Annotated in this window: 18 protein-coding genes; 11 read left to right on the top strand and 7 right to left on the bottom strand. The window is 46.9% G+C overall.

Annotated features, from left to right (window positions below; translation table 11 throughout):
- Window positions 1–81 precede the first annotated feature (81 nt).
- Window positions 82–474, bottom strand: coding sequence for a hypothetical protein (locus GO755_RS09875; RefSeq protein ID WP_157584578.1), 393 nt, complete (start codon window positions 472–474; stop codon window positions 82–84).
- Window positions 475–709: 235 nt separating this feature from the next.
- Here GO755_RS09875 and GO755_RS09870 point away from each other — a divergent pair, with 235 nt between their 5' ends.
- From GO755_RS09870 to GO755_RS09850, 5 genes are all read left to right on the top strand, one after another.
- Complete coding sequence (locus GO755_RS09870) at window positions 710–1,222, top strand: RICIN domain-containing protein (RefSeq protein WP_157584577.1); 513 nt, start codon at window positions 710–712, stop codon at window positions 1,220–1,222.
- Between the two features lie 225 nt (window positions 1,223–1,447).
- Window positions 1,448–3,001 (top strand): MGH1-like glycoside hydrolase domain-containing protein, encoded by a 1,554-nt coding sequence (locus GO755_RS09865; RefSeq protein ID WP_157584576.1) that lies wholly within the window; start codon window positions 1,448–1,450, stop codon window positions 2,999–3,001.
- A 112-nt stretch (window positions 3,002–3,113) separates the two neighbouring features.
- On the top strand, window positions 3,114–4,706 hold the full coding sequence (locus GO755_RS09860; protein ID WP_157584575.1) for a sodium:solute symporter: 1,593 nt from the start codon (window positions 3,114–3,116) through the stop codon (window positions 4,704–4,706).
- On the top strand, window positions 4,699–5,637 hold the full coding sequence (locus GO755_RS09855; protein WP_198174794.1) for a dihydrodipicolinate synthase family protein: 939 nt from the start codon (window positions 4,699–4,701) through the stop codon (window positions 5,635–5,637). Before GO755_RS09860 ends, GO755_RS09855 begins: the two co-directional genes overlap by 8 nt.
- 265 nt (window positions 5,638–5,902) lie before the next feature.
- Window positions 5,903–7,615 carry a cell division protein ZapB gene (locus GO755_RS09850; protein WP_157584573.1) on the top strand — a complete coding sequence of 571 codons (1,713 nt, stop codon included), beginning with the start codon at window positions 5,903–5,905 and terminating at the stop codon, window positions 7,613–7,615.
- Window positions 7,616–7,699: 84 nt separating this feature from the next.
- Here the strand turns inward: GO755_RS09850 and GO755_RS09845 are convergent, their stop codons facing one another.
- The gene (locus GO755_RS09845) at window positions 7,700–8,587 is read right to left on the bottom strand and encodes an AraC family transcriptional regulator (RefSeq protein ID WP_157584572.1); all 888 of its coding nucleotides are present in this window, start codon (window positions 8,585–8,587) and stop codon (window positions 7,700–7,702) included.
- Between the two features lie 396 nt (window positions 8,588–8,983).
- On the opposite strand from GO755_RS09845, the gene GO755_RS09840 reads away from it, so the two are divergent.
- From GO755_RS09840 to GO755_RS09825, 4 genes are all read left to right on the top strand, one after another.
- Window positions 8,984–9,652 (top strand): DUF3826 domain-containing protein, encoded by a 669-nt coding sequence (locus GO755_RS09840; protein ID WP_157584571.1) that lies wholly within the window; start codon window positions 8,984–8,986, stop codon window positions 9,650–9,652.
- 32 nt (window positions 9,653–9,684) lie between these two features.
- Window positions 9,685–12,900 carry a SusC/RagA family TonB-linked outer membrane protein gene (locus GO755_RS09835; protein ID WP_157584570.1) on the top strand — a complete coding sequence of 1,072 codons (3,216 nt, stop codon included), beginning with the start codon at window positions 9,685–9,687 and terminating at the stop codon, window positions 12,898–12,900.
- 16 nt (window positions 12,901–12,916) lie between these two features.
- The gene (locus GO755_RS09830) at window positions 12,917–14,692 is read left to right on the top strand and encodes a RagB/SusD family nutrient uptake outer membrane protein (protein WP_157584569.1); all 1,776 of its coding nucleotides are present in this window, start codon (window positions 12,917–12,919) and stop codon (window positions 14,690–14,692) included.
- Between the two features lie 256 nt (window positions 14,693–14,948).
- The gene (locus tag GO755_RS09825) at window positions 14,949–16,505 is read left to right on the top strand and encodes a glycoside hydrolase family 28 protein (RefSeq protein ID WP_157584568.1); all 1,557 of its coding nucleotides are present in this window, start codon (window positions 14,949–14,951) and stop codon (window positions 16,503–16,505) included.
- Window positions 16,506–16,594: 89 nt separating this feature from the next.
- On the opposite strand, the gene GO755_RS09820 is transcribed toward GO755_RS09825, so the two are convergent.
- The 5 genes from GO755_RS09820 to GO755_RS09800 form a co-directional block, all read right to left on the bottom strand.
- The gene (locus GO755_RS09820; RefSeq protein WP_157584567.1) at window positions 16,595–17,470 is read right to left on the bottom strand and encodes an oxidoreductase; all 876 of its coding nucleotides are present in this window, start codon (window positions 17,468–17,470) and stop codon (window positions 16,595–16,597) included.
- 28 nt (window positions 17,471–17,498) lie between these two features.
- Window positions 17,499–18,332 carry an SDR family NAD(P)-dependent oxidoreductase gene (locus GO755_RS09815; protein ID WP_157584566.1) on the bottom strand — a complete coding sequence of 278 codons (834 nt, stop codon included), beginning with the start codon at window positions 18,330–18,332 and terminating at the stop codon, window positions 17,499–17,501.
- 82 nt (window positions 18,333–18,414) lie between these two features.
- A complete protein-coding gene (locus tag GO755_RS09810; RefSeq protein ID WP_157584565.1) occupies window positions 18,415–19,317 on the bottom strand; it encodes a helix-turn-helix domain-containing protein in 903 nt (300 codons plus the stop codon).
- Between the two features lie 130 nt (window positions 19,318–19,447).
- Window positions 19,448–19,876, bottom strand: a complete 429-nt coding sequence (locus GO755_RS09805) for a DoxX family protein (protein ID WP_157584564.1) — start codon at window positions 19,874–19,876, stop codon at window positions 19,448–19,450.
- A 284-nt stretch (window positions 19,877–20,160) separates the two neighbouring features.
- Window positions 20,161–20,370: a YtxH domain-containing protein gene (locus GO755_RS09800; protein ID WP_198174793.1), complete on the bottom strand. Its 210-nt coding sequence runs from the start codon at window positions 20,368–20,370 to the stop codon at window positions 20,161–20,163.
- 322 nt (window positions 20,371–20,692) lie between these two features.
- Here GO755_RS09800 and GO755_RS09795 point away from each other — a divergent pair, with 322 nt between their 5' ends.
- Both GO755_RS09795 and GO755_RS09790 read left to right on the top strand, forming a co-directional pair.
- Entirely contained in the window at window positions 20,693–23,587 is a 2,895-nt protein-coding gene (locus GO755_RS09795; protein ID WP_157584563.1) for a PAS domain-containing protein, read from the top strand.
- Between the two features lie 274 nt (window positions 23,588–23,861).
- Window positions 23,862–24,425, top strand: a complete 564-nt coding sequence (locus GO755_RS09790; RefSeq protein ID WP_157584562.1) for an RNA polymerase sigma factor — start codon at window positions 23,862–23,864, stop codon at window positions 24,423–24,425.
- Window positions 24,426–24,484 lie beyond the last annotated feature (59 nt).

Here is a 24,484-nt window from a genome sequence, read left to right as displayed (position 1 = left end):
CTCGTTGAGAATAAATAGCAAACAACCTGCCTATGTGCCACAAGCACACGGTCAGTCAATTGGCCAATACATACAGCAGAGTTATCCGATTTGGGGAGGTTGGAACAGCAGTGTAGCTGTAAGGAACGAATACAGGTTCTCGTAGGAGAAATGGACCTGTGGCCACGGAATCAGTACTGACAATTCGGCGGGGAGCCGATGCGGTTGGGTCAATACAAACACAAAACCCGCTGAGAGGTGATTGTAAAGCGGTATTTTGACGCCTTTGTGTGGGGTTTTCGCATGTTTCGAGGATGCGTTGTAATGCATTTCCAGAAACTGCCAGACATCAAAACCGCTTCCGGCTGCCCGCTTGTGCAGTTGATAGTGGGCAATCAATCCCGGAATTTTATAAACTTCCTCCACATCTGTCTGCGGAAACAGACTACCCACAAAGAGCAGTATTCCTAGAAAGAGAGCTGTGGCGGATTTCATGTCGCAAAGGTACGTCCTACTAACTGAGAAACTTAGTATCGGGTAAGTAAAAAGAAAGAACACTACTCTCTTCTAAAAATGCCGGAGGCATGAAATGATTATAGAAAATAAATTGACTATAAAAATTTCACCTCTACGAGGTTATAGTACTTGATATAAAGGTACCTAAACGTAGAATAAACGCCTTGATATGTGTAACACACATATTAACTTGTATGAAAAAAGCGCTACAGCGATGAAAACCAGACTCCTATTCTCCTTTCTGATTATTCTTGGACTGATACAGACAACCGGTTTCGCCCAAACGATTCATGGCCATTATGCGATAAAGAACACCCAGACGGGCTTGCTTCTGCGTGTTCAGGATGCCCGAAAAGCAAATGGAACGCCGATTGTTGCCTATTCGCCCGTTAACTGGAAATGCGTCACCTGGGATTTTATGCATGTGGAAGGGGATACGTATCAACTCAAGAACCTGTTCACCAGTAAAACCCTTCAGCCAGAAGCTGGTACGCCTGCCGAGGGTGTCAATCTGGAACAACAGCCCCTCATAAGTTCGCAGGCCAATCAGGAGTATGAATTTATTCCCGCCGGAAAAGCCACGTATCGGATTAAATTGAAAGGAACAAACCTCTATATCACACCCGCTGATACCAAAGGCTCTATTAATTCCAGAATAACGCTGGCTAAGAAATCAGAATCACCAGCGCAGTTGTGGAGTATTTACGAGCAAGATCCTGAGATATGATGATAAAGTTTCGACAGGATTTACAGGATTGACAAGATTTTTAACATTACATAAAATCCTGTTTTATCCTGTAAATCCTGTCGAAACCCTTTTTCTGCTCAACGTTTACCTAACAAGCTAACATCCTACAATGGCTTGTGAAAATAGCATATTCTGTAGCGGTATATTCCTATTAATTTTGAAGGGTATAAACAGCTTCAACCTTTCGGGAAAGTACAGTTACCCATGACGGCTAAACGGTATTGCGTACTCGTATTGATTATCAGCTTCCTGCAAACGTCGTTTTCTGTCGCGCAGACGACAGCTGTATTGTCTACGAATACCCTCAAAAACTACGTTACCTATTTCAACTCTATTGATGACGAAGCGGTAAAAAACTACGTCCCGAATGAGCAGTCGGTTGACTGGCTTTCTGAAAATATTCCGTTGTTCGACTGCCCGGATTCGGTGTTGCAGGAGGTTTATTACTATCGCTGGTGGGCATTTCGGAAGCATTTGAAAGAGACTCCAGAAGGCTATGTATTTACGGAGTTCATCACTAAAGTGAACCACGCTGGGAAGTACAATGCCATCAGTAGCGCGTTGGGACATCATATTTACGAAGGCCGGTGGTTGCATAACCCACAGTATATCAACGATTACATTTCGTTCTGGCTCTACATTGACCCCAAACACGTAGCGCAGCGATTTCATGGATTCAGCAGTTGGGTCGATGATGCGGTGTATAATCGCTACCTCGTTAATCTGGATAAGCCCTTCATCGACAAAAATCTTCTGGCTCTGGATGCCGATTATCGAAAATGGCAACAGGAGAAGCAATTGCCGAGCGGATTGTTCTGGCAGTTCGATGTAAAAGACGCTATGGAAGAGTCGATTAGTGGATCACGGAAAGAGAAAAACCGACGCCCTTCTATTAACAGCTACATGTACGGAAATGCCAAAGCCTTAGCGGCCATGGCGACTCTTGCCCAGAATGATACGCTCCAACGCCGTTACCAACAACAGGCGACAGAATTGAAAAAGCTGACGCTGGATAGCCTTTGGGACAATTCAGCCCATTTTTTTGAAGTGAAACTGGAAAAAGGCAATTTCTCAAACGCCCGCGAAGCCATCGGTTTTATTCCCTGGTATTTCAACCTACCCGACGACAAGCCCTCTTATGCCAGTCAGTGGGATCAACTGACTGATACAACGGGTTTCAAGGCGCCCTGGGGAATTACCACTGCCGAACGACGGCATCCGCTCTTTCGGACGCATGGGTCAGGGCACGGCTGCGAGTGGGATGGACCCGTCTGGCCATTTGCCACGACGCAAACATTGAAAGGACTGTCGAACCTTCTTACCAAATACCGGAATCAGGGGCGTATGACCAAGTCGGTTTTTTATGATGAATTGCTGAAGTACGCCCATTCGCACACGATGAATGGTAAAATATATCTGGGTGAGTATCAGGACGAAAAGACGGGGGAGTGGCTGAAAGGGGATAATCCGAGAAGTAAATTTTATAATCACTCGAGCTTTGCCGACTTAATTATCAGTGATCTGGTTGGCCTGAAACCCCGTGCCGATAACGTATTGGAAATTCACCCGCTGATACCCGACAACAAATGGGATTGGTTTTGTTTGGATAAAGTATTGTATCACGGGAAAATGCTGACCATTTTGTACGACAAAACCGGAAAACATTACGGTAAAGGCAAGGGCTTCATAGTCTTTTCTGATGGAAAAATAGTAGTTAAGGGGAAGACACTTGCTCCATTAGCTGTCCGATCATTTTAGAGTAATGTATGTCAATTGATGAGTTTTCTGTCATTCCGACGACAGGAGGAATCTCAAGCTTGACTAATACACAACGTTGAGATTCCTCCTGTCGTCGGAATGACAGAAAAATATGAAAAACCTGCCCTTATTCGACCTTGCCGTAATTGCTGCTTACCTCGTGGCAATGGTGCTGGTTGGCGTTTATTTTTCCCGAAAAAACAAAAATACAGACCAATTCACTAAAGCGTCCGGGCAGATTCCGGGTTGGGCGTTGGGGATGTCCATCTACGCTACGTTCCTGAGCAGCAATACGTTTCTGGGTGTACCTGGGAAGGCATTCGGAGGAAACTGGAACTCATTTGTATTTAGTTTGTCCATGCCGCTGGCGGCTTACATGGCCTCTCGTTTTTTCGTGCCGTTCTATCGTCAAACGGGCGAAATATCGGCGTATACGCACCTCGAACATCGCTTTGGTCCCTGGGCCAGAACCTATGCCGTTGCCTGTTTCCTACTGACTCAGCTAGCCCGCATGGGTTCTATTTTTCTGGGAATCGCGATTAGTTTACAGGCACTTACGGGCTATTCGATGCAGATGATCATGGTTGTTATGGGTGTTTGCATCATTATCTATACGGTTATGGGGGGCATGGAAGCCGTTATCTGGACAGAAGTGGTGCAGGCTGTTATCAAAACCTTTGGGGCCTTGCTGATTCTGTACCTAATTGTTAATTCGATGCCGGGTGGCGTTTCCAAAATTGTCGATATTGGTGTTGCGCACGACAAGTTTAGTCTGGGGAGCTACGCCCCCGATTTCACACAATCCTCGTTTTGGGTGGTGCTGTTATATGGCTTCTTTATCAACCTGAATAACTTCGGGATGGATCAGAATTACATTCAACGGTATCATACAACCTCGTCGGCCAAAGAAGCGTCGAAATCGCTCTGGCTTTGCGTTTGGCTATATGTACCGGCTTCACTCATGTTTTTTGTGATCGGCTCTTGTCTGTTTGCCTATTATCAGGTCCACCCCGAATTTATCGAAGCCATCAAGCAAAAGGTGGCGATGGATCGACTACCGGCTACAGCTTCGGCGGCAGAAGTTTCTCGACTCATGGCTACGCTTCAGCCTGCCGATTATGGCGATAAAGTGATGCCGCATTTTATGGTGACCAAAGTGCCCGCTGGCCTGATGGGCTTGATCATTTCTGCTATTCTGTCGGCCGCTATGAGTACGATTAGCTCAGGTATGAATGCATCGGCCACGGTATTTACGGAAGATATTTACAAGCGGTATATCAACGCCGACATATCTGATAAAAAGCTCCTTCGCCTGCTTCATTTGACCACTGTGGTAGTTGGTTTATTGGGTTTAGGGACTGGGTTAGCCATGATTGGGGTAAAAAGTATTCTCGATACGTGGTGGACGCTTTCCGGTATTTTTGCCGCTGGTATGCTCGGGCTGTTTTTGTTGGGCCTGATCAGTCGGCGAACTAATAGCCATGAAGCACTGACTGCCACTTGTATTGGCGTATTGGTCATTGTCTGGATGACCTTTTCCAGCAATCTTCCCGACCAATTCAGTTATTTGCGCAACCCACTGCACAGCAACATGATTATTGTGGTCGGGACGCTCACTATTTTCCTGGTTGGCTTACTCGTAACCAAAAGCAAAGGCCGCTCGTCGGAACAAATCAGAAAAGAAGTTATAGTCTCCAATGAATAATATGAAAACAGTTGAAAAGGGCTTCATTCCGGTGATGCTCACCCCATTTACCGACACCGGTGCCATTGATTTCGATGCCCTGACAAGACTCACGGAGCTTTACTTACAAGCGGGCGCGGCTGGTCTGTTTGCCAATTGCCTGTCGAGCGAAATGTTCGAATTGAGCGAGCAGGAACGCATTCAGGTTATCGAACATGTCATTAAGGTTGTAAATGGAGTCGTTCCCGTTGTAGCCACAGGTACCTTTGGCGGTCCAATTGCGCAGCAGGCTGATTTTATTAAACGGGTGCATAACACAGGTACCGAAGCTGTTATTCTAATTACGGGTCTGCTTGCCGACGAAGCCGAATCGGATGCCGTTTTCAATGAGCGCGTTTTCCAGTTATTAGATCAAACGGACACAGTTCCAGTTGGATTTTATGAGTGCCCCGTTCCGTACAAACGCCTGATTTCGCCGGAGCAACTTCAGTTGTTTGTGAATACCGGCCGGGTTATCTACCATAAAGATACGTCGCTGGATCTAGCGCAAATCAAAGAGAAAATACGCCTGGCTTCTCGCCCTGGCTTTGGCCTGTATGATGCCTACATGGCTCACGCAGTGGAGTCATTGAAAGCGGGATCAGCGGGGCTGTCCTGCATTCAGGGTAACTACTTTCCCGAGTTGATCGTCTGGCTTTGCCGGAATTACAATAACGTCGATTTGCAGGACGAAGTCGCGAAAGTTCAACAATTCCTGATCGATAATATGGATGTGATGCACAATGTCTATCCAACCGTTTCGAAGTACTTCCTGCAACTACGCGGATTTGACATGAGCACCTTTACCCGACGTAGTGTAGGTACGTTTACACCCGAAATTGGCAAGCAGGTTGAAGGATTGTATGCGAGTTACACCCAGTTGCAAAATGAACTGGAATTGAGTGTGGTGTAGCTTCTTGTAGTTAACATAGAAGGGTCCGCCGTTGCGGCCAGAGAATACAAAGCTAGTTTCTGACGACTTTGTGTTCTCTAGCCGCAACGGCGGGCCCTTTTGTATTGACAAGCTATACACACTGGAACGGCCGAATCCTGGAATTACCCGTAAGTTGAGCGATCATTCAGTAGGTTATTAAAACTCCATTAATCTATTGATTTTCAGTACGTAAGTGGATAACTTGAGAGGCAATAATGATCCTGTTGATTTACTGAATACTGCCATGAATAAACTATATTATTGGCTTTTTCTTTGGGTAGCCACACCTAACCTGGGTTTCACTCAAACGAACTACGTTGCTACGAGCCCAAGTTCGGGAGGCCCTGGCACTTACAATACGCTGATAGGTATCCAGGCAGGCAATAATGTTAGCAGTGGGAATAACAACATATTTACGGGCTATCAGGCCGGTTTCTCCAATACCACTGGCTCCTTTAATGTATATTCTGGTTTAGGAGCTGGCTATAATAACAGTACGGGAAGCCGTAACGTCCTGATAGGCCACCAGGCGGGGGTAAATTTGGCTTCTGATGTAGTCGCCGTTGGCTATCAAGCCGGAAAAAGCAACCAAAACAGTGGTAACGTTTTTGTGGGATCCAGTAGCGGTTTTTCCAACACGACTGGTGACCGTAATGCCTTTGTGGGTTATCAGGCAGGCTATACGAACTCGTCGGGTTTCGGAAATACCTTTTTAGGCTATCAGGCAGGCTTTGTCAACGATACGGGTCACGGAAATACGTTTGTGGGCGGTGAGACGGGCAAAAGCAATACGACAGGGTTCAATAATTTGTTTGTAGGGACTGCTGCAGGTTTTTTGAATGTTACAGGTGCCAGAAATACCTTTGTGGGTACTTCGGCAGGTTTTAATAATAGCTCTGGGGGGGATAATACGTTTATTGGATACCAGGCTAGTATCAATAATGGCTCTGGTTTTTCCAATATCTCTATTGGTCCCTCCGCAGCCTACAATAACCAAACTGGCTCGCGAAATATAATGATTGGCGATTCGGTAGGATTCAACTCGACGACTTCTAATAACATCTTTCTGGGCTCCAAAGCAGGCTATACCAACTCGTCGGGTGCTCTCAATACGTTTGTGGGTTACCAGGCAGGTTATAATAATACGACAGGCAGTACCAATATTATCATTGGGCCAAACTCGGGCACGGCAGTCACCACAGGCAATGATAATATACTGATGGGCTACAACGTCCAATCGGGCACGGGCAGAGGTCAGCATAACTTGATTCTGGGCGGAGAAGCGGGTGGAGGTCAATGGGCTGGCAACAGCAATACCCTGCTTGGCCATCAAACCAGCGCCGAATCGATAGTCGATTTACACCATGCTACGGCTATTGGGGCAGATGCCCGTGTGACTGTGAGCAATGCAGTTGTTCTGGGCAATCAGGCCAACGTCGGGATTGGGACGTCAGCTCCTACGGCTCGCTTAGAAGTGGTCAGTGAAACACCAGATGCCAGCGGCTTACGCTTAACGAAGCTAACCGCAACTAGTCCCTCGGTACGTTCGAGTGATCAATTTCTAACCGTGAGTGAACGAGGGGATGTAATCAAAGCTCGGTACCGGCTTCGCATCAATACTGCTAATGAATGGAGTGATAATGTCTTTACCTCCTCCTACTCACTGAGGCCCTTATCCTCAGTGGCCGCCTTCATTGGCCAGCATGGCCACTTACCAGGTGTGCCTTCTGCTCAACAAGTAGTTAACGAAGGCATCGATCTGCTTAAGATGAATACTACTCTTTTAGAGAAGGTTGAGGAATTAACGTTATATAGTATCCAGCTAGAAAAAGCGAATCAGCAGCAAAGAGACGAATTACAAACGATCAAACAACACTATGACCAGAAGCTACAAGTCATGGAGCAGAAGCAGGCCCAGCTTGAGCGGCTGGTCAACCAACTCCTTCCCAAAGACTAGGGAGAGTCGTTTATGTTGATGTTTATTACAATCCGGCCAGAGGCCGGGGAATAGTAGACACAAGGCCAGAACCTTGCGTCATCATTAAGCAACTACCTTCCCTTTTTTCAAATATTGCCGCTTGTACTCCAGCGGAGTCAGGCCCGTCACTTTCTTGAAGTGACGATAGAAATTCGATACGTTATTGAACCCACAATCGAAGCAGATGATTTCAGTAGGAGTTTTGTCTTCAATTAATGCCCGACAAGCGTGACTAATGCGAATTTCGATCAGGAAATCGTAGTACGTCTTATTGGTCATTAATTTAAAATACCGACAGAAGGACGTAACACTCAGGTTACTGATCGCCGAAATCTCTTCCAGCGTAATATCCTTTTTGTAGTTCTCCAGCGTGTAGCTGCACACATTGTTCAGGCGCAGCGTATCGGTCTCATTGGATTGATAAAATACAGCCCGCCCATTCACAATCATTTCGTACTCACTCGTTTCTGCCAGGATTTTTAGAATCGACAGCAGAATAATCAGCTTATCTAAGTTAGTCGCATCGATAGCCCTGCGCATCAGTTCGGCCAGTTTGGCGTTAGTCTGGCCATTGATGACCATACCGCTTTTAGCCTTTTCGTAGAGCTTTGGAATCAGGTACGCTTCGGGTAGTTTTAAGAGATGATCGCCCAAACAGTCGGGCAGAAACTGAATGACAATAACCTCGATGTTGAGGTCAGGGTCGTTATGAAAATATTCTTCATTACTGCGCCAGGTATGCGGCAGATTCTCGCCAACTAGCACAATTTCTCCGGGCGAAAAATTGCTGATTTTATCGCCAATAAACCGGACGCCTTCTCCCTTAAGAATATAATGCAGTTCAAGCTCGGGGTGATAATGCCAGATGTTCTTAAAGTGCGGCAAAATGTTATGCCGAACCGTATATGAGCTCTCCAGATTGGCAGTGACTTTTCGGAATAATGGTTTCATGGCAATTGGCAAATCTAGTCAATACGGTCTCGATTTGTATAGTATATAAGCATAAGCACCGGTCTGCCTACTGACCCTGCATTTGATTCTAATCAGCCTAATCTTCTCTGGTTGAGCCCTGGAGAGTATCTGAGCGATCAATATACAAACCTAAAAGAAATATCGTAGATAAGTCATATTTATTCTATGATAATTTCCTATAATAAATTGACAAAAAAATGCAGTTCTTGCCGGAAAATGTACTATATTTTTGTATCATGTTATAGAAAAGTATTGTTTAATCATGCTTTTGTCTGCTTTTAAGGCTCGCTTAATGACGGTTTTTACCTCCTGCAAGCACACTCGATAAATCGGTCTGTTTAACCTGAAAAATAACCTTTTTACCCCATTTTACAGATGGCTAGTACGCTAAAAAATCTTTGGTTTGGTAGTCTCCTGACGCTTATAGTTGTGGCTTCAGCAGTAGGACAAGATCAGACAATTGAAAGCAAAGAAGCTGCTTACACCCGCGTCATCACAGAACGCGCGACTAAGATTGTTGCAACGTTGGGCATTACCGATTCGAAGGCTGCAGAGCGCGTGAAAACAGAAATCGCTCAACAGTATCGAAGCCTGAATGACATTCAGGAAGGCCGAAAAGAAGCTCTGGCAACATTGACTGACCAAGCACAGAAAGAAGCGTTCGAAACGGAGACGACTCGTAAACTGGCCACACTACACAATGACTATCTCACTATCCTTGCCCGCGATTTAACGGCTCAGCAGGTTGACATGGTAAAAGATGGTATGACTTATGGCGTATTGCCCATTACCTATAAAGGCTATCAGGCCATGTTGCCGGATTTGACCGACGCCCAGAAAACACAAATACTCACCTATTTGACCGAAGCGCGCGAACGGGCAATGGATGAAGGAACATCCGAGAAGAAACATGCCATGTTCGGCAAGTACAAAGGGCGAATAAATAATTACCTGTCTGCTGCCGGAATCGACATGAAAAAGGCAAGCAAAGAATGGGAAGAGCGGATCGCTAAAGAAAAAGAAGCGGGTAAATCCAAAGAATAGATCACAACAATCTTATCCTTAATCATACACACATGTTATCGCCTTTACGAACACAAAAGCTGCTCACCAGTGCTGTAAAACTGGTCTGTGCGTTACTCCTGGGAGGGTTCACGGAGGAGGTCTGTTACGCAGAAAAGGGAAACCGACTTCCTGGAACAGTTGCCCCGCATAAAGCCCCGCTGGAGAATATTACCGGGACAGTGAAGGATGCTAAAGGCGAGCCACTACCCGGCGTAAACGTCTTAATTAAAGGAACGAAGACCGGGACAATTACGGACATCAAAGGTATGTTTCGGCTAAACCTGCCAACCGGAAATGAGACGCTGATTTTTAGCTATATCGGCTTTAAAACCCAAGAAGTTCCGGTAAGCGGACGGAATGGATTGACGGTTCAACTGGAAGAAGATGCGGCCGCATTGGGCGAAGTTGTCGTGGTTGGCTATGGTACGCAAAAGAAAGCCAGCCTGACCGGTGCCGTTGCTACGGTAGACATGAAATCGGTTCAGGATCTTCCGGTGAATAACCTGTCGGCAGTACTGACGGGTCAATTGCCCGGTGTTGGGGTTGCAGGGGGAACCAGCCGACCTGGTGATAATGCTGTGATTACAGTTCGTAATCCGATTATCCTGTCGAAAGATGGTGGAACGCTGCAACCGCTGTATGTTATTGACAACGTTGTCCGGTCGGCCGATGATTTCAATGCGCTCGATGTCTCAGAAGTAGACCAGATTTCGGTGTTGAAAGATGCGGCTGCGGCTATTTATGGCGCTCGTTCTAACCAGGGCGTTGTTGTTGTTGCAACGAAGCGCGGTAAAGTGGGAGCGCCTAAATTCAGCTATAGTGGCTCAACGGGTATTTCAGATGCCACATTGCCTACCATGATGAATGGAGTGCAACAGGCTACCTATCTGAATGATATGAACTATGCGGGTGGCAAACTCGCCACCGACCCACTGATTTATACCCCCGACGAACTCGCGTATTTTAAAGATCATAATACCGACTGGCTCCGCACAGCCTGGAAACCATCGACCGTTCAGCGGCATGCGTTGAATGTGAGTGGAGGCAACGAAAAGGCAACCTATTTTGCGGGTGTTTCTTACAATGCGCAGGACGCCAACTTCGATAATATTAATAACAGCAAGTGGACATTCCGGGCCAGCGCCGATATGCAGGTGACCAAAGGGTTAAAAGCAGCTATCTCGTTGAGCAGCTACCTCGGTAACAAACGCATGTATTTCCTGAAGCAAGGGGGTGAAAATCCTGAGAATGACATGAAGAGCCTGCTCTACACGTCTCAGTTTAATCCGCCTTATGTCAATGGTTTACCCGTTCTGCTGTCGAATTCGAGCAACACAAATACCATCGACGCCTTTAACTTTTTCGAGGTTCAGAATTCGAATAACTACACCCAAACCAAAACGACGGGCTTTAACGTAACGGCCAATCTGGAATACACCATTCCAGGCGTAAAAGGCCTGAAAGCCCGTTTACTCTACAGTCGTACGCTCGATAACAGCTTCGGAAAACAGTACGGTACGAAATACAATGTGTATAGTTTCTCGATGCTGGGCGACCATAAGCACATTTATGGGGGGGATGTGATCAAGACAACGTCGTTGAACAATGGCGATCGGGTTCGGATCAATCCGGGCTATATCGATGCGTATCAATTCAATGGCTATCTGAATTACGATCGCCAGTTTGGTAAGCATCAGATCACGGCCATTGCCTTCTTCGAGCAGGCCGAAACGCATTCCGATCAGGTAGCGGCCATGGCCGAGGGCGTTATCATTGATGGTCTGGACAATATGCGTTATGCCACGGGTACGCAGACAACCTCAGAAACGGAGTCCGAAACGGGTTTCCTGTCGTATGCAGCTCGTATTAACTATAGCTACGCAAATAAGTACTTGTTTGAAAGCGCCATTCGTTACGATGCCTCGACCAACTTTGCGCCCGAATATCGCTGGGGTTTGTTCCCATCGTTCTCGGCAGGCTGGGTAATTTCTGAAGAGCCTTTCTTTAAAAACAATGTTCGCGGAATCGACTACCTGAAACTGCGCGGTTCGATTGGTTTTATGGGAGGAGACGCGACCAAGCCGTATAACTGGCTGACCAGCTATTCGATTCAGACGGGCAAGGCAGCCGTGTTCGGCGGTAATTCAGATCGTGGATTGGCCGTTTTACCCAACAATTCAATGGCTAACCGTCAGGCTCGTTGGGACAATGATACCAAGTACAACATTGGGTTGGATATGCAGTTCCTGAAAAGCCGGTTGTCGTTTACGGTGGATGCCTTCTACGATCACCGCTACAATATGCTGACGTCCCTGTCATCGTCAGTACCGCTGTTAGTTGGTGCCACATTACCCTCCGAAAATTATGCAACCGTCGATGGTTTCGGAACAGAGATTTCGTTGGGATGGAACGACAAAGTTGGCAGCGACTGGTCGTATAAAGTCAACACATTCCTGAGCTGGAGCGATAACAAACAAATTCTGGTCGACGTCGCTAAAGGCGTACAAGGGACGTATTTAGATCCGACTGGCCGTTCAACGGATGTGGGCGTTCTGGGTTACCATTATCTGGGAATGTTCAGAACGCAGCAGGATGTGGATAGCTATCTGGAAAAAAATCCAGGGTATACACTCTTCGGGGCCGCGCCCAAACCCGGCATGCTGTATTATCAGGACGTACGAGGCCCCAAAGATGCATCGGGACAATACACCGCTCCCGATGGGAAAATTACGACCGACGATATGGACTATCTGAACAAGAAAGCGAACAACCATTTCGGATTTGGTTTCAATTTCAGCGCGTCGTACCGAAGCTTCTCGATTGCGGCCGTCATTGGCGGATCATTTGGTGGTCAGGCACTTGTTGAAGGCACCGCCCGGACACAAGCCACACCCACTGCAAACCGGCCTGTATTCTGGTCGGACCACTGGACACCCGACAACCCGAATGCGGCTTACCCAAGTCCGTATTACAAAGACACATATACAGTTGATTCCAACTTCTGGTTCAGAAGTGCAACCCAGGCATCCGTTCGAAACCTGAACATTTCGTATGGTCTTCCGAATAGATTGGCGGGTAAAGCCGGGCTCAGCACGGTACGGGTTTATTTAGTAGCAACGAACCCGCTCAATCTGTACAATCCGTATGATTTTAAATCGTACTCAGGTAACTACGATGCGTATCCCGTACTCCGTTCATTCTCATTGGGTTTAAATCTTGGCTTGTAAAATTCCCTCAGATACAATGAAACTATCCTATAAATTACTCGTCGCCCTTTGCTCGTCACTTGCGTTGACAAGCTGTATGGAGGTGCTCGATAAAACCGATCTGAGCTCGACTAGTGGTACGTTGATCTTTAAAGATTCGACACTTACCCAACTGAACCTCGATTATATCTACGATCAGAATTTACCGGCACCCATTGGTTCGTTAGGGCCAGAACCTACGGGGATAAGTGGTCTGTCAGATGAATCGTATGCCGATAGTAAGCTGTTGCAGGGCTCGTTGCTTATCAATGAAGTTGCAGACTTTGGGACTAAACTTGATGCGACCAACAATTACGGCAAGCTTCGGGTCATCAATATGTTTTTGAGCGATGTGAACGGTGGAACATTGCCTCAGTTCACTAAAAATAAACTTCGGGCTCAGGCGCAATTTTTCCGGGCCTGGCGCTACTTCGATCTCGTACGTTTATACGGGGGCGTTCCTCTAGTGTTATCGCCACAGGCCGCCGTTGGTGTTGAAGCCAAACAGCTTGATTTTCTGCCTAGAAACAGTACTGCCGAATGCTTTGCGCAAATCGTAAGCGATCTTGATTCGGCAATTGCATCGGTACCGGGCCGTTGGTCGGCAGCAACAGATTGGGGCCGGATTACAAAAGGAACTGCTGCTGCGTTGAAAGGCCGGGTCCTATTGTACGCAGCTAGTCCCCAATTCAACCCAACCGACGATCAGACCAAATGGCAGACTTCGTATACGGCCAACAAACAGGCGTATGATCTGCTGACGACGAATGGCTACGGACTTCATGCATCCTTCGATCAATTGTGGTTCCAGGAGGTCAACAACCCTGAAGCAGTCTTCATTACAGGCTACAACACGGCTACGGGCGATCAGACGAAGAAAAACAATGGCTATGATAACAGTACTCGCCCATCCTATGCCGGAACCGGTGGTGGCTCGAATCAGCCATCGTGGGAGATGGTGAAAGCCTTCCCGATGCTGGACGGTAAGAAAGCGGGAGAATCGACCAAATACACGTATTCGGATCAGCTGTTCTACAAAAACCGAGACCCTCGTTTTGACAAAACGATTGCTTACAATGGCGCAACCTGGCCGCTCAATGGCAATACTGCCTATAAATTATGGACCTATTTTGTAGGCGGTAAAACGGTCGAATCGAAGGCGACTAATACGGGCTTCTATGCGCGGAAAGCCATTAATCCAACAGCCGCTGCGGGCGACGTTCAGTATTCGGGTACCGACTGGATCGAAATTCGGTTTGCCGAAGTGATGTTGAATCTGGCTGAAAGTGCTGTGGGTATCAACCAACTGGACGAAGCGTACACGCAACTGAAAGCCATTCGCAAGCGGGCGGGTATCGAAGCAGGTACCGACGGTTTATACGGTCTGAAAGCCAACATGAGCCGTGCCGAACTGTTCAGTGCAATCCTGTACGAACGGCAAATTGAGTTCGCTTTTGAAGGCAAACGTTTCTGGGATCTTCGTCGCTGGAAACTGATCGAAAAAACACTGAACGGCACCCGCAGAACGGGTGTAACGATCAACCTGAAAACAACGGGCGTTCCCGCAGATTTCGCCACGAACCGCGACAATGTAAGTCTGGATCAGGCGTATACCGACTACTTCACCATCGCGTTCAAACAATTGGATACGAAGTATGATATCGCCTGGAAGCCAGAGTATTACTTCTTTGCCATCCCACAAACGGCTATCGACAATAACCCAAAATTGATTCAGAATAACACCTGGGGCGGTGCATTCGACCCATTAAAATAAGTAAAGCGTTAATCGGATTGTATTCACCCTGCTTGCCTTGTGTAGTTGCTACCAACGTGAGCAGGGTTGATTTTTGCCCTCGTTCTCGCTTGGCTACGCCGAGTGAGGACTATTACTTCAAGGGCCTCTGGCCCGTTTTTGACATAATGTAATTAATTCACCGGCCAGAGGCCGTTAAAAAATAGCCCTCACTCGGCGTAGCCAAGCGAGAACGGGGGGTGAGGGCAAACGCCAGAGGTTAATTACAACCAACTATATGAAAAATCGACTGCTTCTCTTTCTTTGTCTAACCGCCTTCACCGCTTTCGGCCAATCAGGGATGTATTACAACGTACTGAACTACGGAGCGAAAAACGACAGTTCTAAAATCGCAACGGCGGCTATTAAAAAAGCCATTGACGCAGCGGTGAAGACTGGAGGAGGAACCATTTATTTTCCACCGGGCAAATACCTGACCGGCCCAATCCACCTTAAAAGCAACATTACCATCCTGATCGATGCCGGTGCTGAACTGCATTTTAGCGATAATTTCGACGATTATCTGCCGATGGTACTGTCGCGCTGGGAGGGCACGGACGTGACGAATTTTTCGCCTTTATTCTACGCTTACAAAGCCGAGAACATTGCCATTCGCGGACGGGGAATCATTGATGGGCATGGTAAAAAATGGTGGGGCTATTCGGAGGTGACTGTGAAGACATCGCCGGGATCAAAGTGGCAGGATGAATTTCACCGATTGAACAAAGACGTATTGCATCCCGATTTGCCAGGTTGGATTGAGAAGGGTTTTCTGCGGCCGCCGTTCATTCAGCCTATGCACTGTAAAAACGTCCTGATCGAAGGTATTACCATTCGTAACTCGCCGTTCTGGACGGTCAATCCGGAATTTTGTGAGAACGTAACCATCACGGGTGTTACGATAAATAATCCGCACTCACCCAATACAGATGGCATAAATCCCGAATCGTGCCGCTATGTACACATCTCCAACTGCCATATCAGCGTCGGTGATGACTGTATTACCATTAAATCAGGTAAAGATCGGGCGGGCCGCAAAATGAATGTACCAGCGGAGAATTATACTATTACAAATTGTACCATGCTGGCAGGACACGGTGGCGTGGTCATCGGTAGTGAAATGTCGGGGGGCGTTAAGAAAATAGCGATTTCCAACTGCATATTCGACGGTACCGATCGGGGTATTCGGATTAAAACGGCACGGGGCAGGGGAGGAGTTGTTGAGGATATTCGGGTGGATAATGTTATTATGAAAAACATTCGGGAGCAGGCCATTGTACTCGATATGCAGTATGCTCAAACGCAACCCGAACCCGTTTCAGAGCGAACGCCCGCTTTCAAAAATATTCATTTCAGCCACATTACTGCTGAAACGAATCAGGCTGGTTTTCTAAACGGTCTAGACGAAATGCCCATCGAAAATATCAGTTTCAGTGGCTTAGAATTCCAGGCAAAAACAGGATTTGTGATGAGCCAGGCTAAGCATATTGCCTTTCATAACGTCACAGTCAATACCGAGAGTGGGCCATCGATTAAAGCCAGTAATGTGCATGACCTGGAAATCGACGGAGTGACCTCACGAACACCCCATATCAATACGCCTGTGATGGAGCTGATCAACGTGGAAGATGCCTTTATTCATAATTGTTTCCCTAAAGTTGGTACCGATGTACTTTTGAAACTGAATGGTCAGCAAACCCAGAACATTACGGTGAGCGGAAACAACTTCCGGCATGTCAAAACGCCCGTTTTGACGGATGGGAAACTGGAAAGTTTGACGATTGATTTCCCATAGTTCGGATTGATTTATTTGTACCCACGGTCTTCAGGCCGTGTTAGTTTCGAAATAAACACGGCCTGAAGACCGTGGGTACACCCCATCAATTAAACGGTAGCATTCTCAACCTCAAAACCTGTTGAAATCGTCACGCCTTTCCAGGTTTCCAGATCAGTTTTAACGTCGTTGATCTTCGCGTATGCCATGTCATACGCATCCTGACCCAGAAATAAATGAAGGGGTGGATTTGGCTCATTCGCTACTTTAATCAGAGCTGCTACGGCTTTTTCGGGATCGCCGGGTTGATTGCCGTTGATCTGCGTTTGGTGCGCCTGCTGGCTTGCTCGTACGGCTTCATACGCGTCAATCTGACGGCTGGGGACACCCAGTGAATTTGCGGTAAGAAAGTCGGTTCGGAAATAGCCGGGTGAAACAATCGTCACGTTTATGCCAAAGGCTTTGGCCTCAGCAGCCAGCGATTCCGAAAAGCCTTCTACGGCAAACTTGGTGGCACAATAGATGCCAAAGCCGGGGAAGTTACCCGTGAAGCCACCAATCGACGAGATGTTGAAAATATGGCCTGATTGCTGTTCCCGCAAATGCGGCATCACGGCACGAATGACATTCAATGAACCGAATACATTGACATCAAAATTCTCACGCGCTTCCTGGTCGGTTAGTTCTTCAATGCTGCCCAGCAAACCGTAACCTGCGTTATTGACGACTACATCGATGCGACCAAAATGCTCAACCGTAGCTTTAATAGCCTGTTCAACACTGGCTTCGGTTTTCAGATCGACTGCCAATGGTAAAAAGCTATCGCTTTCTGTGCCGACAGCCTGACGCAGGTCATTGATGTTTCGGGATGTGGCAGCTACGTTAAACCCCTGATCCAGTAACTGCTTTACTAATGAAAGTCCCAGGCCTTTTGATGCACCTGTTACAAACCACACTTTTTTTGTCTGTTGTGATTGAGTACTCATGATTATACTTGGTTTTTAGTGTAATGGATTAGAAATCAGTTGATTTTGTTAGTTCTTCCTGGCTTGTAAATGCTTTGCCAAGCAGGTCGATTTTGTTTAGTGCCCGCTGATAGGCGTCGCTGCCTAGGAGTAAATACAGAGGAGGATTTGATTCATTGGCGATCTGAATCATAGCGGCTGCGGCTTTAGCAGGATCACCGGCCTGTACGCCATCCATGTTCAGGTATTTGGCATGCGAAGCCCTGACCTGCTCATAGGCGTCGATGGGATGCTTTGCCAGTAGCAATGATTCAGCAGACAGGAAACTTGTTCGGAAGGCACCCGGTGCCACCACCGTAACGTTGATGCCGAACGATTTAACGTCATCGGCCAGCACTTCGGAGAGGCCCATTACAGCATACTTTGTGGCCGCGTAAATAGCCCAGCCCGTATTGGCTGTTATACCGGCAATGGACGAAATATTGATGATGTGCCCCGACTGCTGGGCGCGTAGGAAAGGCAGTACGTGGCGGATTATGTTTAACGTACCGAATACGTTAATGTCGAAACTATCGCGAGTTTCCTGATCGGTTAGTTCTTCAATGCTGCCACCAATGCCATAGCCTGCATTATTAACGACAACGTCGATTCGCTTAAACGTGTCGTGAGTTTTCTGAACAGCCTGCGCTACGCTCTGCTCATTGGCGAGGTCAACTTGTAGGGGTAGAAACTGAGCATGCTCCTCACCAACGGCTTTACGTAGTTCATCGGCGTTGCGGGAAGTGCCTGCTACTGAGTGTCCTTCTGCCAGTAATTGGCTAACCAGACTGAGCCCTAATCCTTTTGATGCACCCGTAACAAACCATACTTTCTTAGTATCCATAATTTTGCTCGTTTAACGGGAGCAAAAGTAGGGGAGCTAACTGGGCAGAGCATTGCGACATCCAAACCAATACTTACCAAATTCAAACATTTCGGAAAGCAGATGGCGTTAGCTGGGTTTGTTTCTTGAAAAAGTAGTTGAAATGAGCCGGTTCGTCGAACCCAAGGCTGTAACTGATTTCGGATATATTCCAGTCTGTATGCTTCAATAAAGCTTTGGCTTCGCTGGCCACTCGTTCGGCAATATAGTCGGTGGTTGTTTTGCCTGTCGTTTCCCGAATGGACCGATTCAGATGGTTGACGTGTACGGATAACTGCTGGGCAAAATCACTGGCGGAACGTAGCTTGAACCGTTGTGAAGGCGATTCAATGGGAAACTGCCGTTCGAGTAATTCAGCAAAAACGGCGGTGATTCGGGATTTGGCATCCTGATGCTGATATAACGTTTCGGAAGGCTGGCTCTTTAAGGCGTAATGAATTACCTCCATTACATAATTGCGCAGTAAATCATATTTATATTGATAATCAGAGTTTATCTCATCAATCATTTTTAAGAATAAGGCGCTAATATGCTCATCCTGAGTAGAGTTTAGAATGTAAGCTGGTTTGCTCCCCGCCATGAACATGGGTAATTCACTCAGACTTCCCCTGATTTTTTCGGTAAAAAACGCTTCGGTGAATATGCAGAAGAAGCCAGTCTTGTCGTCTGATAAAGACTCCCAGGTATAGGGCACGTTCGGGTTGAAAAACATGAGCGTCGTGCCGTTGATCTGAATACTTTTATCGGCATAGTGGTACACGTTTTCTCCCCGGATCAGACTGATTTTATAAAAGTCCCGGCGACTGTACTGCACGCCAGGGGCTCCCAATCCCAGGCAATCTTCCAGACGAAATACATTGAAGTGGCCAATATCCTGTTGCAGATTTTCGGGTAACCAGTTAAACTTCTTCTTATAAAACTCTTCGAGTGTCTCCGCTTTTTCCATGCGGTAAAATTATAAAATTCAAATCATTTATTACCGCAGATCTATAAAGGCTTTTAAAGATCAATGGCCTTGAACATAGGAGCTACCTGCGTTCAAGGCCATTGATGTATTCGTTCGCTGATGTGATCTTCTAAACAGATTGAATGCTTCCCTTTATTCGAAAGTCTGATTGATTCGCTTCAGTAATAGCAGCAGTTTCTTTTAGCTTCTTGTGATAGAAAATATACGAGCCAAACCCCAGCGCCACAAAGATAAAGATAGGCGCCCACTGGCCGAAAGCTTTACCGCTATTCGCGACGGAATACGTAGCACCCAGCAGGTCGAAAATAAGACCGGCATAGGCCCACTCTTTAAGGCGCGGAAAGCCCGGTACCAGTATAGCCACCGCACCCAATAGCTTGGCCCAGCCCAGAAAGGGGATGATGTAGATTGGATACCCCATCTCTTTAAACCCCTGTACAGATATTGGATTGACCATGATATTGGGAATAGCTGAACCCGTCATAACAAATGCGAATAAACCCGTTAATATCCAGTACGTGATTTTTGTCTTTTTCATGGCTGCAGGAGTTAAGTTTTTAGAATCGGTCTGTGTCATGTGTAGTTGTTGTTTGGCTGACTGACAATACAAATTTACCTCTCTAAAACGACTTCGATAGGGGCTATAAACGGCAATTTTGGGGTGAATTGCGACATTCTTTTCTACCCATTTTTAGCCTGAAATTTGCTACTGGATTTAGCCTGAATCGCTGGGAATTTCCAAAAAAAACAAGGCCTTGATCAACGATCAAGGCCTTATTTCATGAAGCACAATACAGGCTGCTTATCGCTACCCGTGTGGACTTATCCTTTTACACTGGAAACGACGTCCTCGGCCATTGCGATTGTCTTGTCCCACTGCTCACTAATGCCATCGGTCAATTCTCTGGCTTGCTTATCGAGGGCTTTAACAATCTTTTTACGGGTTTTCTTCCCTGAGTTAGGAGCCGTCAGATAGCCAATAAGTAATCCAGCAGCGACACCAGTCAGGATGCCTTTCAAGTAATTTTTCATAGCTAATTAAACTAGTGGTGAATGTGATTACTGGCTGGTTTATACAAAATCATGCCAGCCATGAAAAAAAGAACGAAAAGCAGTTTAAACGCAGGAAAAGCACTATTCTTGCTGACAGTTCATTCATCAGATAACCCTGTATGAGGTATTTAGTACCCAAAAATGGGGATTTCTCTGGAAGACTAAAAGTAGATTCAAACAGTTAGCCTGAAATTAATGTTTTTAAAACAATTCCTCAGTTTATACACTGTTTGGGTGTATGCCTTTTGCTACCATATCGTTAGCGTTGGTCACCCAACCGTAATTACGTCACGTTGATACCTTGTTACCTACCCTAGATTTCCAGCAGGCTAAAGCCAATCATCTCCTGTTTAAAAGTCGGCTCCGGGCAATACTATACGGAGAAGGGGATGCCTCCGATACGCGCGTCTTGTCTCAATATGCCTGTGCAGTAGGCAAGTGGCTCTATACGCATGCCCTGATTCACTACGAATCCATTCCCGAAGTTTATAAACTGGAAGAAGTCCATGGCCAACTTCACCGGCTTGCACGAGAACTGGTTAATCTCTATCAGCAGGGAAACGTAACTGAAGCCCGTCTGGGCCTTTCGGAGATGGAACAACGTGCCGATCAGGTAGTTGACTTGCTCCAGATTGTAGAAGCGAAAGTAAAAGCCATCGACTCATCGCCTGATATGGCTGTCAAGCCCGATGAGCCCACCGATGGCAATCAGGCATTACAAGCGTTGTTAGCTCAAAATGAGCTACTGAATAGCCAGATCAGGCAGCAAGCTGATCAGAGTCTGTACAACTTTTTTATGCAGGCTCCTGCTTCGTTCTGTATCCTGCGAGGGCCAGATCATGTGTATGAGTTGGCCAATCCCGAGTATCAACAGCTGATCGGGGGGAGGAATCCGCTGGGACAGCCTATCCGGCAGGCATTACCAGAGCTGGAAGGGCAAGGATTTTATGAGCTGCTGGATACTGTTTATACTACCCAGAGGCCCTTTGCGGGCAAAAACGTTCAGCTTACTCTGCTCAACGTTTCGGGGCAGTCGCGAGTTGCTTATGTTGATTTTATTTACCAGCCAACCATTGATAGTCAGGGGAAAACGGATGGTATTCTCGTTTTTGCTTATGAGGTTACCGAGCAGGTACTAGCCCGACAAACGATTGAAAAAAGTGAATATCGGTTCCGAAGTCTGGTCGAAGAAGCGCCAGTAGCCACCTGCCTGCTTACCGGGCGGGAGTTACGCATTGAAGTGGCCAATCAGTCTATTCTGGCTATTTGGGGAAAGGGTCGCGAGGTAATTGGAAAGCCGTTGGCGATGGCCGTACCAGAATTAGAAGGCCAGCCATTTTTACACATATTAGACGATGTTTTTACGACTGCAAAAGCCTACTCGGCTTCGAATGCGCTGGTCACGCATAAAATAGATGGCGTATTAAAAGACGTTTATGTCGACTTCGACTATAAACCGCTTTTGGGTACAGACGGCCTGGTTGCCAGCATTCTTGTTACCGCTACTAATGTTACCGATAAAGTAATCGCTAGCCGAAAACTGGAAGAGAGTGAGGTCCGCTTTCGCACTATTGTTGAGCAGGCACCCGTTGCCATCGCCTTGCTAAGTGGAAAAGATATGATTGTCGAAACCGCCAATGAAGCCGTACTGGCTTCCTGGGGGAAGGATGCGACTATTCTTGGCAAACCTATTCGGCAGGCATTGCCAGAATTGGAAGGCCAGCCTTTTCTTGCGCTGCTTAGCCAGGTTTATAGCACCGGAGAACTTTATTCCGCCTATGCAGCCCCCGCCAGGCTCATGATCAATGGAAAACTGGAAGACGTTTATTATGACTTTATTTATACACCGATCCGAAATGTAGAAGGTATAGTTACGGGCGTAATGGTTCTGGCTACCGTTGTCACTGAGCAGGTGCTGGCCAGACAGAAAGTTGAGCGGGCCGAGGCATCGCTACGGGGCGCCGTCGAACTGGCCGAACTGGGTACCTGGCAAATTGACCTGACTACGGGCATTCTGGACTATTCTGAACGATTGAGAGCATGGTGCGGTATCGGGCCAGATGAGATCATTACAATTGAGCGGGCCTATCGCCCGATCAGGGAAGAAGATCGACCATTGGTTAAGGCCTCCATGACCCATGCCATGACACCTGGCACCAACGGTATTTACGATGTGGAATATACTCTGGATGCCACTCAGGCCGGACGAGAACGGATTATCCATGCACAAGGGAAAGCCTTTTTCGACGAAGAGGGCAAAGCTTATACCATTAGCGGTACAGCGCAGGATGTTACCGAACAGCGAAGTATTCAACTAGCCCTGGAACATCGTGTGCAGGAACGCACCGAAGAACTGGCGGCTACTAATGAAGAACTGGCGGCCATCAATGAAGAGCTTACGGCAGCCAGTGAAGAAATCGTGAAAGCGAATAAGGGGCTTGAAGAAGCCAATCTACACCTAACCCGCTCCAATCAGAATTTACAGCAGTTTGCCTACATTGCTTCCCATGATTTGCAGGAGCCGCTACGTAAGATTCAGCAGTTTGGCGATTTACTCAGGAATCGCTATGAGACGTCTTTTGGTGAGGGACTGGTTTATCTGGAGCGGATGCAGTCGGCGGCTAGTCGGATGTCGCTCCTGATAAAAGATCTGCTGTCCTTCTCGCGCATTTCAACCCGCCAGGTGGTAACTGCTTCTGTATCACTTAGTCAGGTCGTTGATGAGGCACTGGATAATTTATCGGTAGCTATTGGTGAGACAAACGCTCATATTGAGGTAGATGCTTTACCCACTGTGCAGGGTGATGCCTCCCAATTAGGTCAACTCTTTCTGAACCTGCTGTCTAATGCGATTAAGTTTAGTCGTAAAAGCCAGTCAGGTGAGTCGACTGTACCTCATATTACTGTACGAGCCACTGCCTTACGAGCTGAGGACTTGCCTGTTTCTGTAAAACCTGCCCGCCAGACTATGGCTTATCTACGGATTGACGTGGCTGATAATGGAATTGGGTTTGACGAGAAATATAGAGATCGCATTTTTCAGGTTTTTCAGCGACTCCATGGTAAGAACGAGTTTGCCGGAACAGGGGTTGGTCTGGCGATCTGTGAAAAGGTAGTTGTCAATCATGGTGGAGCGATTACCGCAACGAGCAAACCAGGATCGGGAGCAACCTTTAGCGTGTATCTGCCTCTGTAGAAAGGCTCGACATTGGATTACTACTATCCATTTGGTTAGCTTGGTTGATATTCCCCGTAAAATCCCATTTGCGGGGAATTATGACCACAGTTAGTACTGAGTTTTTTGCCGGGCTGACGACTAAATCCACCTTATCAGCAGGGTTATCCCCTTTCGACTGCTTTGCCGTATACTGGCACGGTTTTATGACCCTCTCAAGTAATAAGCTCTATGCACATACGTACTTGAGAGCTTATAAATTCCAAGTTTATTCCTACTCTACCTGTCTGCCTACATGAACGCTACTTATCCTACTGAAGAACTACTGGTGTGTGCGCTTCAGAACCACCGGTCTGCCGATTTTTCCCTGCTCTATGACTCCTATTCGCCAGCCCTCTACGGTGTGCTTCTCCGGCTGGTCAAAGATCCCGATAGGGCCGAAGATTTACTGCAGGATGCTTTTATTAAAATCTGGTCAAATAGTCAGAACTACAACCCTAAGCAAGGTCGCTTGTTCACCTGGTTATTGACCATTACCCGGAATCTGGCTATGGATGAGCTAAGGGCTCGGAAAGTTCGGGCAACGGCTGCTACGTATATCTATGCGCATGAAGTTGACTCAACGAGCCCAAGGTTTGCCGAAGGCATGCTTCATCAGTCACTATTGAGCCAATTAGCGCCTAAGTATCAGACTGTTGTCGAACTGATGTATTATCGAGATTACACCAGTCAGGAGGCTGCCGATATATTAAAATTACCGCTGGGTACCGTTAAAACCCGTATGAGAGCAGCGCTGCAACAACTCAAACAGTTTTTCGATCAGGATATTCAGCATTATCATGCCCAATATGGAGCATAGTGCCTCTGTACCTAATTATGTAAATACTTAATCTGTCGTAAAATTAAAGTTATGGTATA

The sequence above is a fragment of the Spirosoma arboris genome (assembly GCF_009754945.1).
GTDB lineage: Bacteria > Bacteroidota > Bacteroidia > Cytophagales > Spirosomataceae > Spirosoma > Spirosoma arboris.
This window is presented reverse-complemented; position numbering and strand designations above follow the sequence as displayed.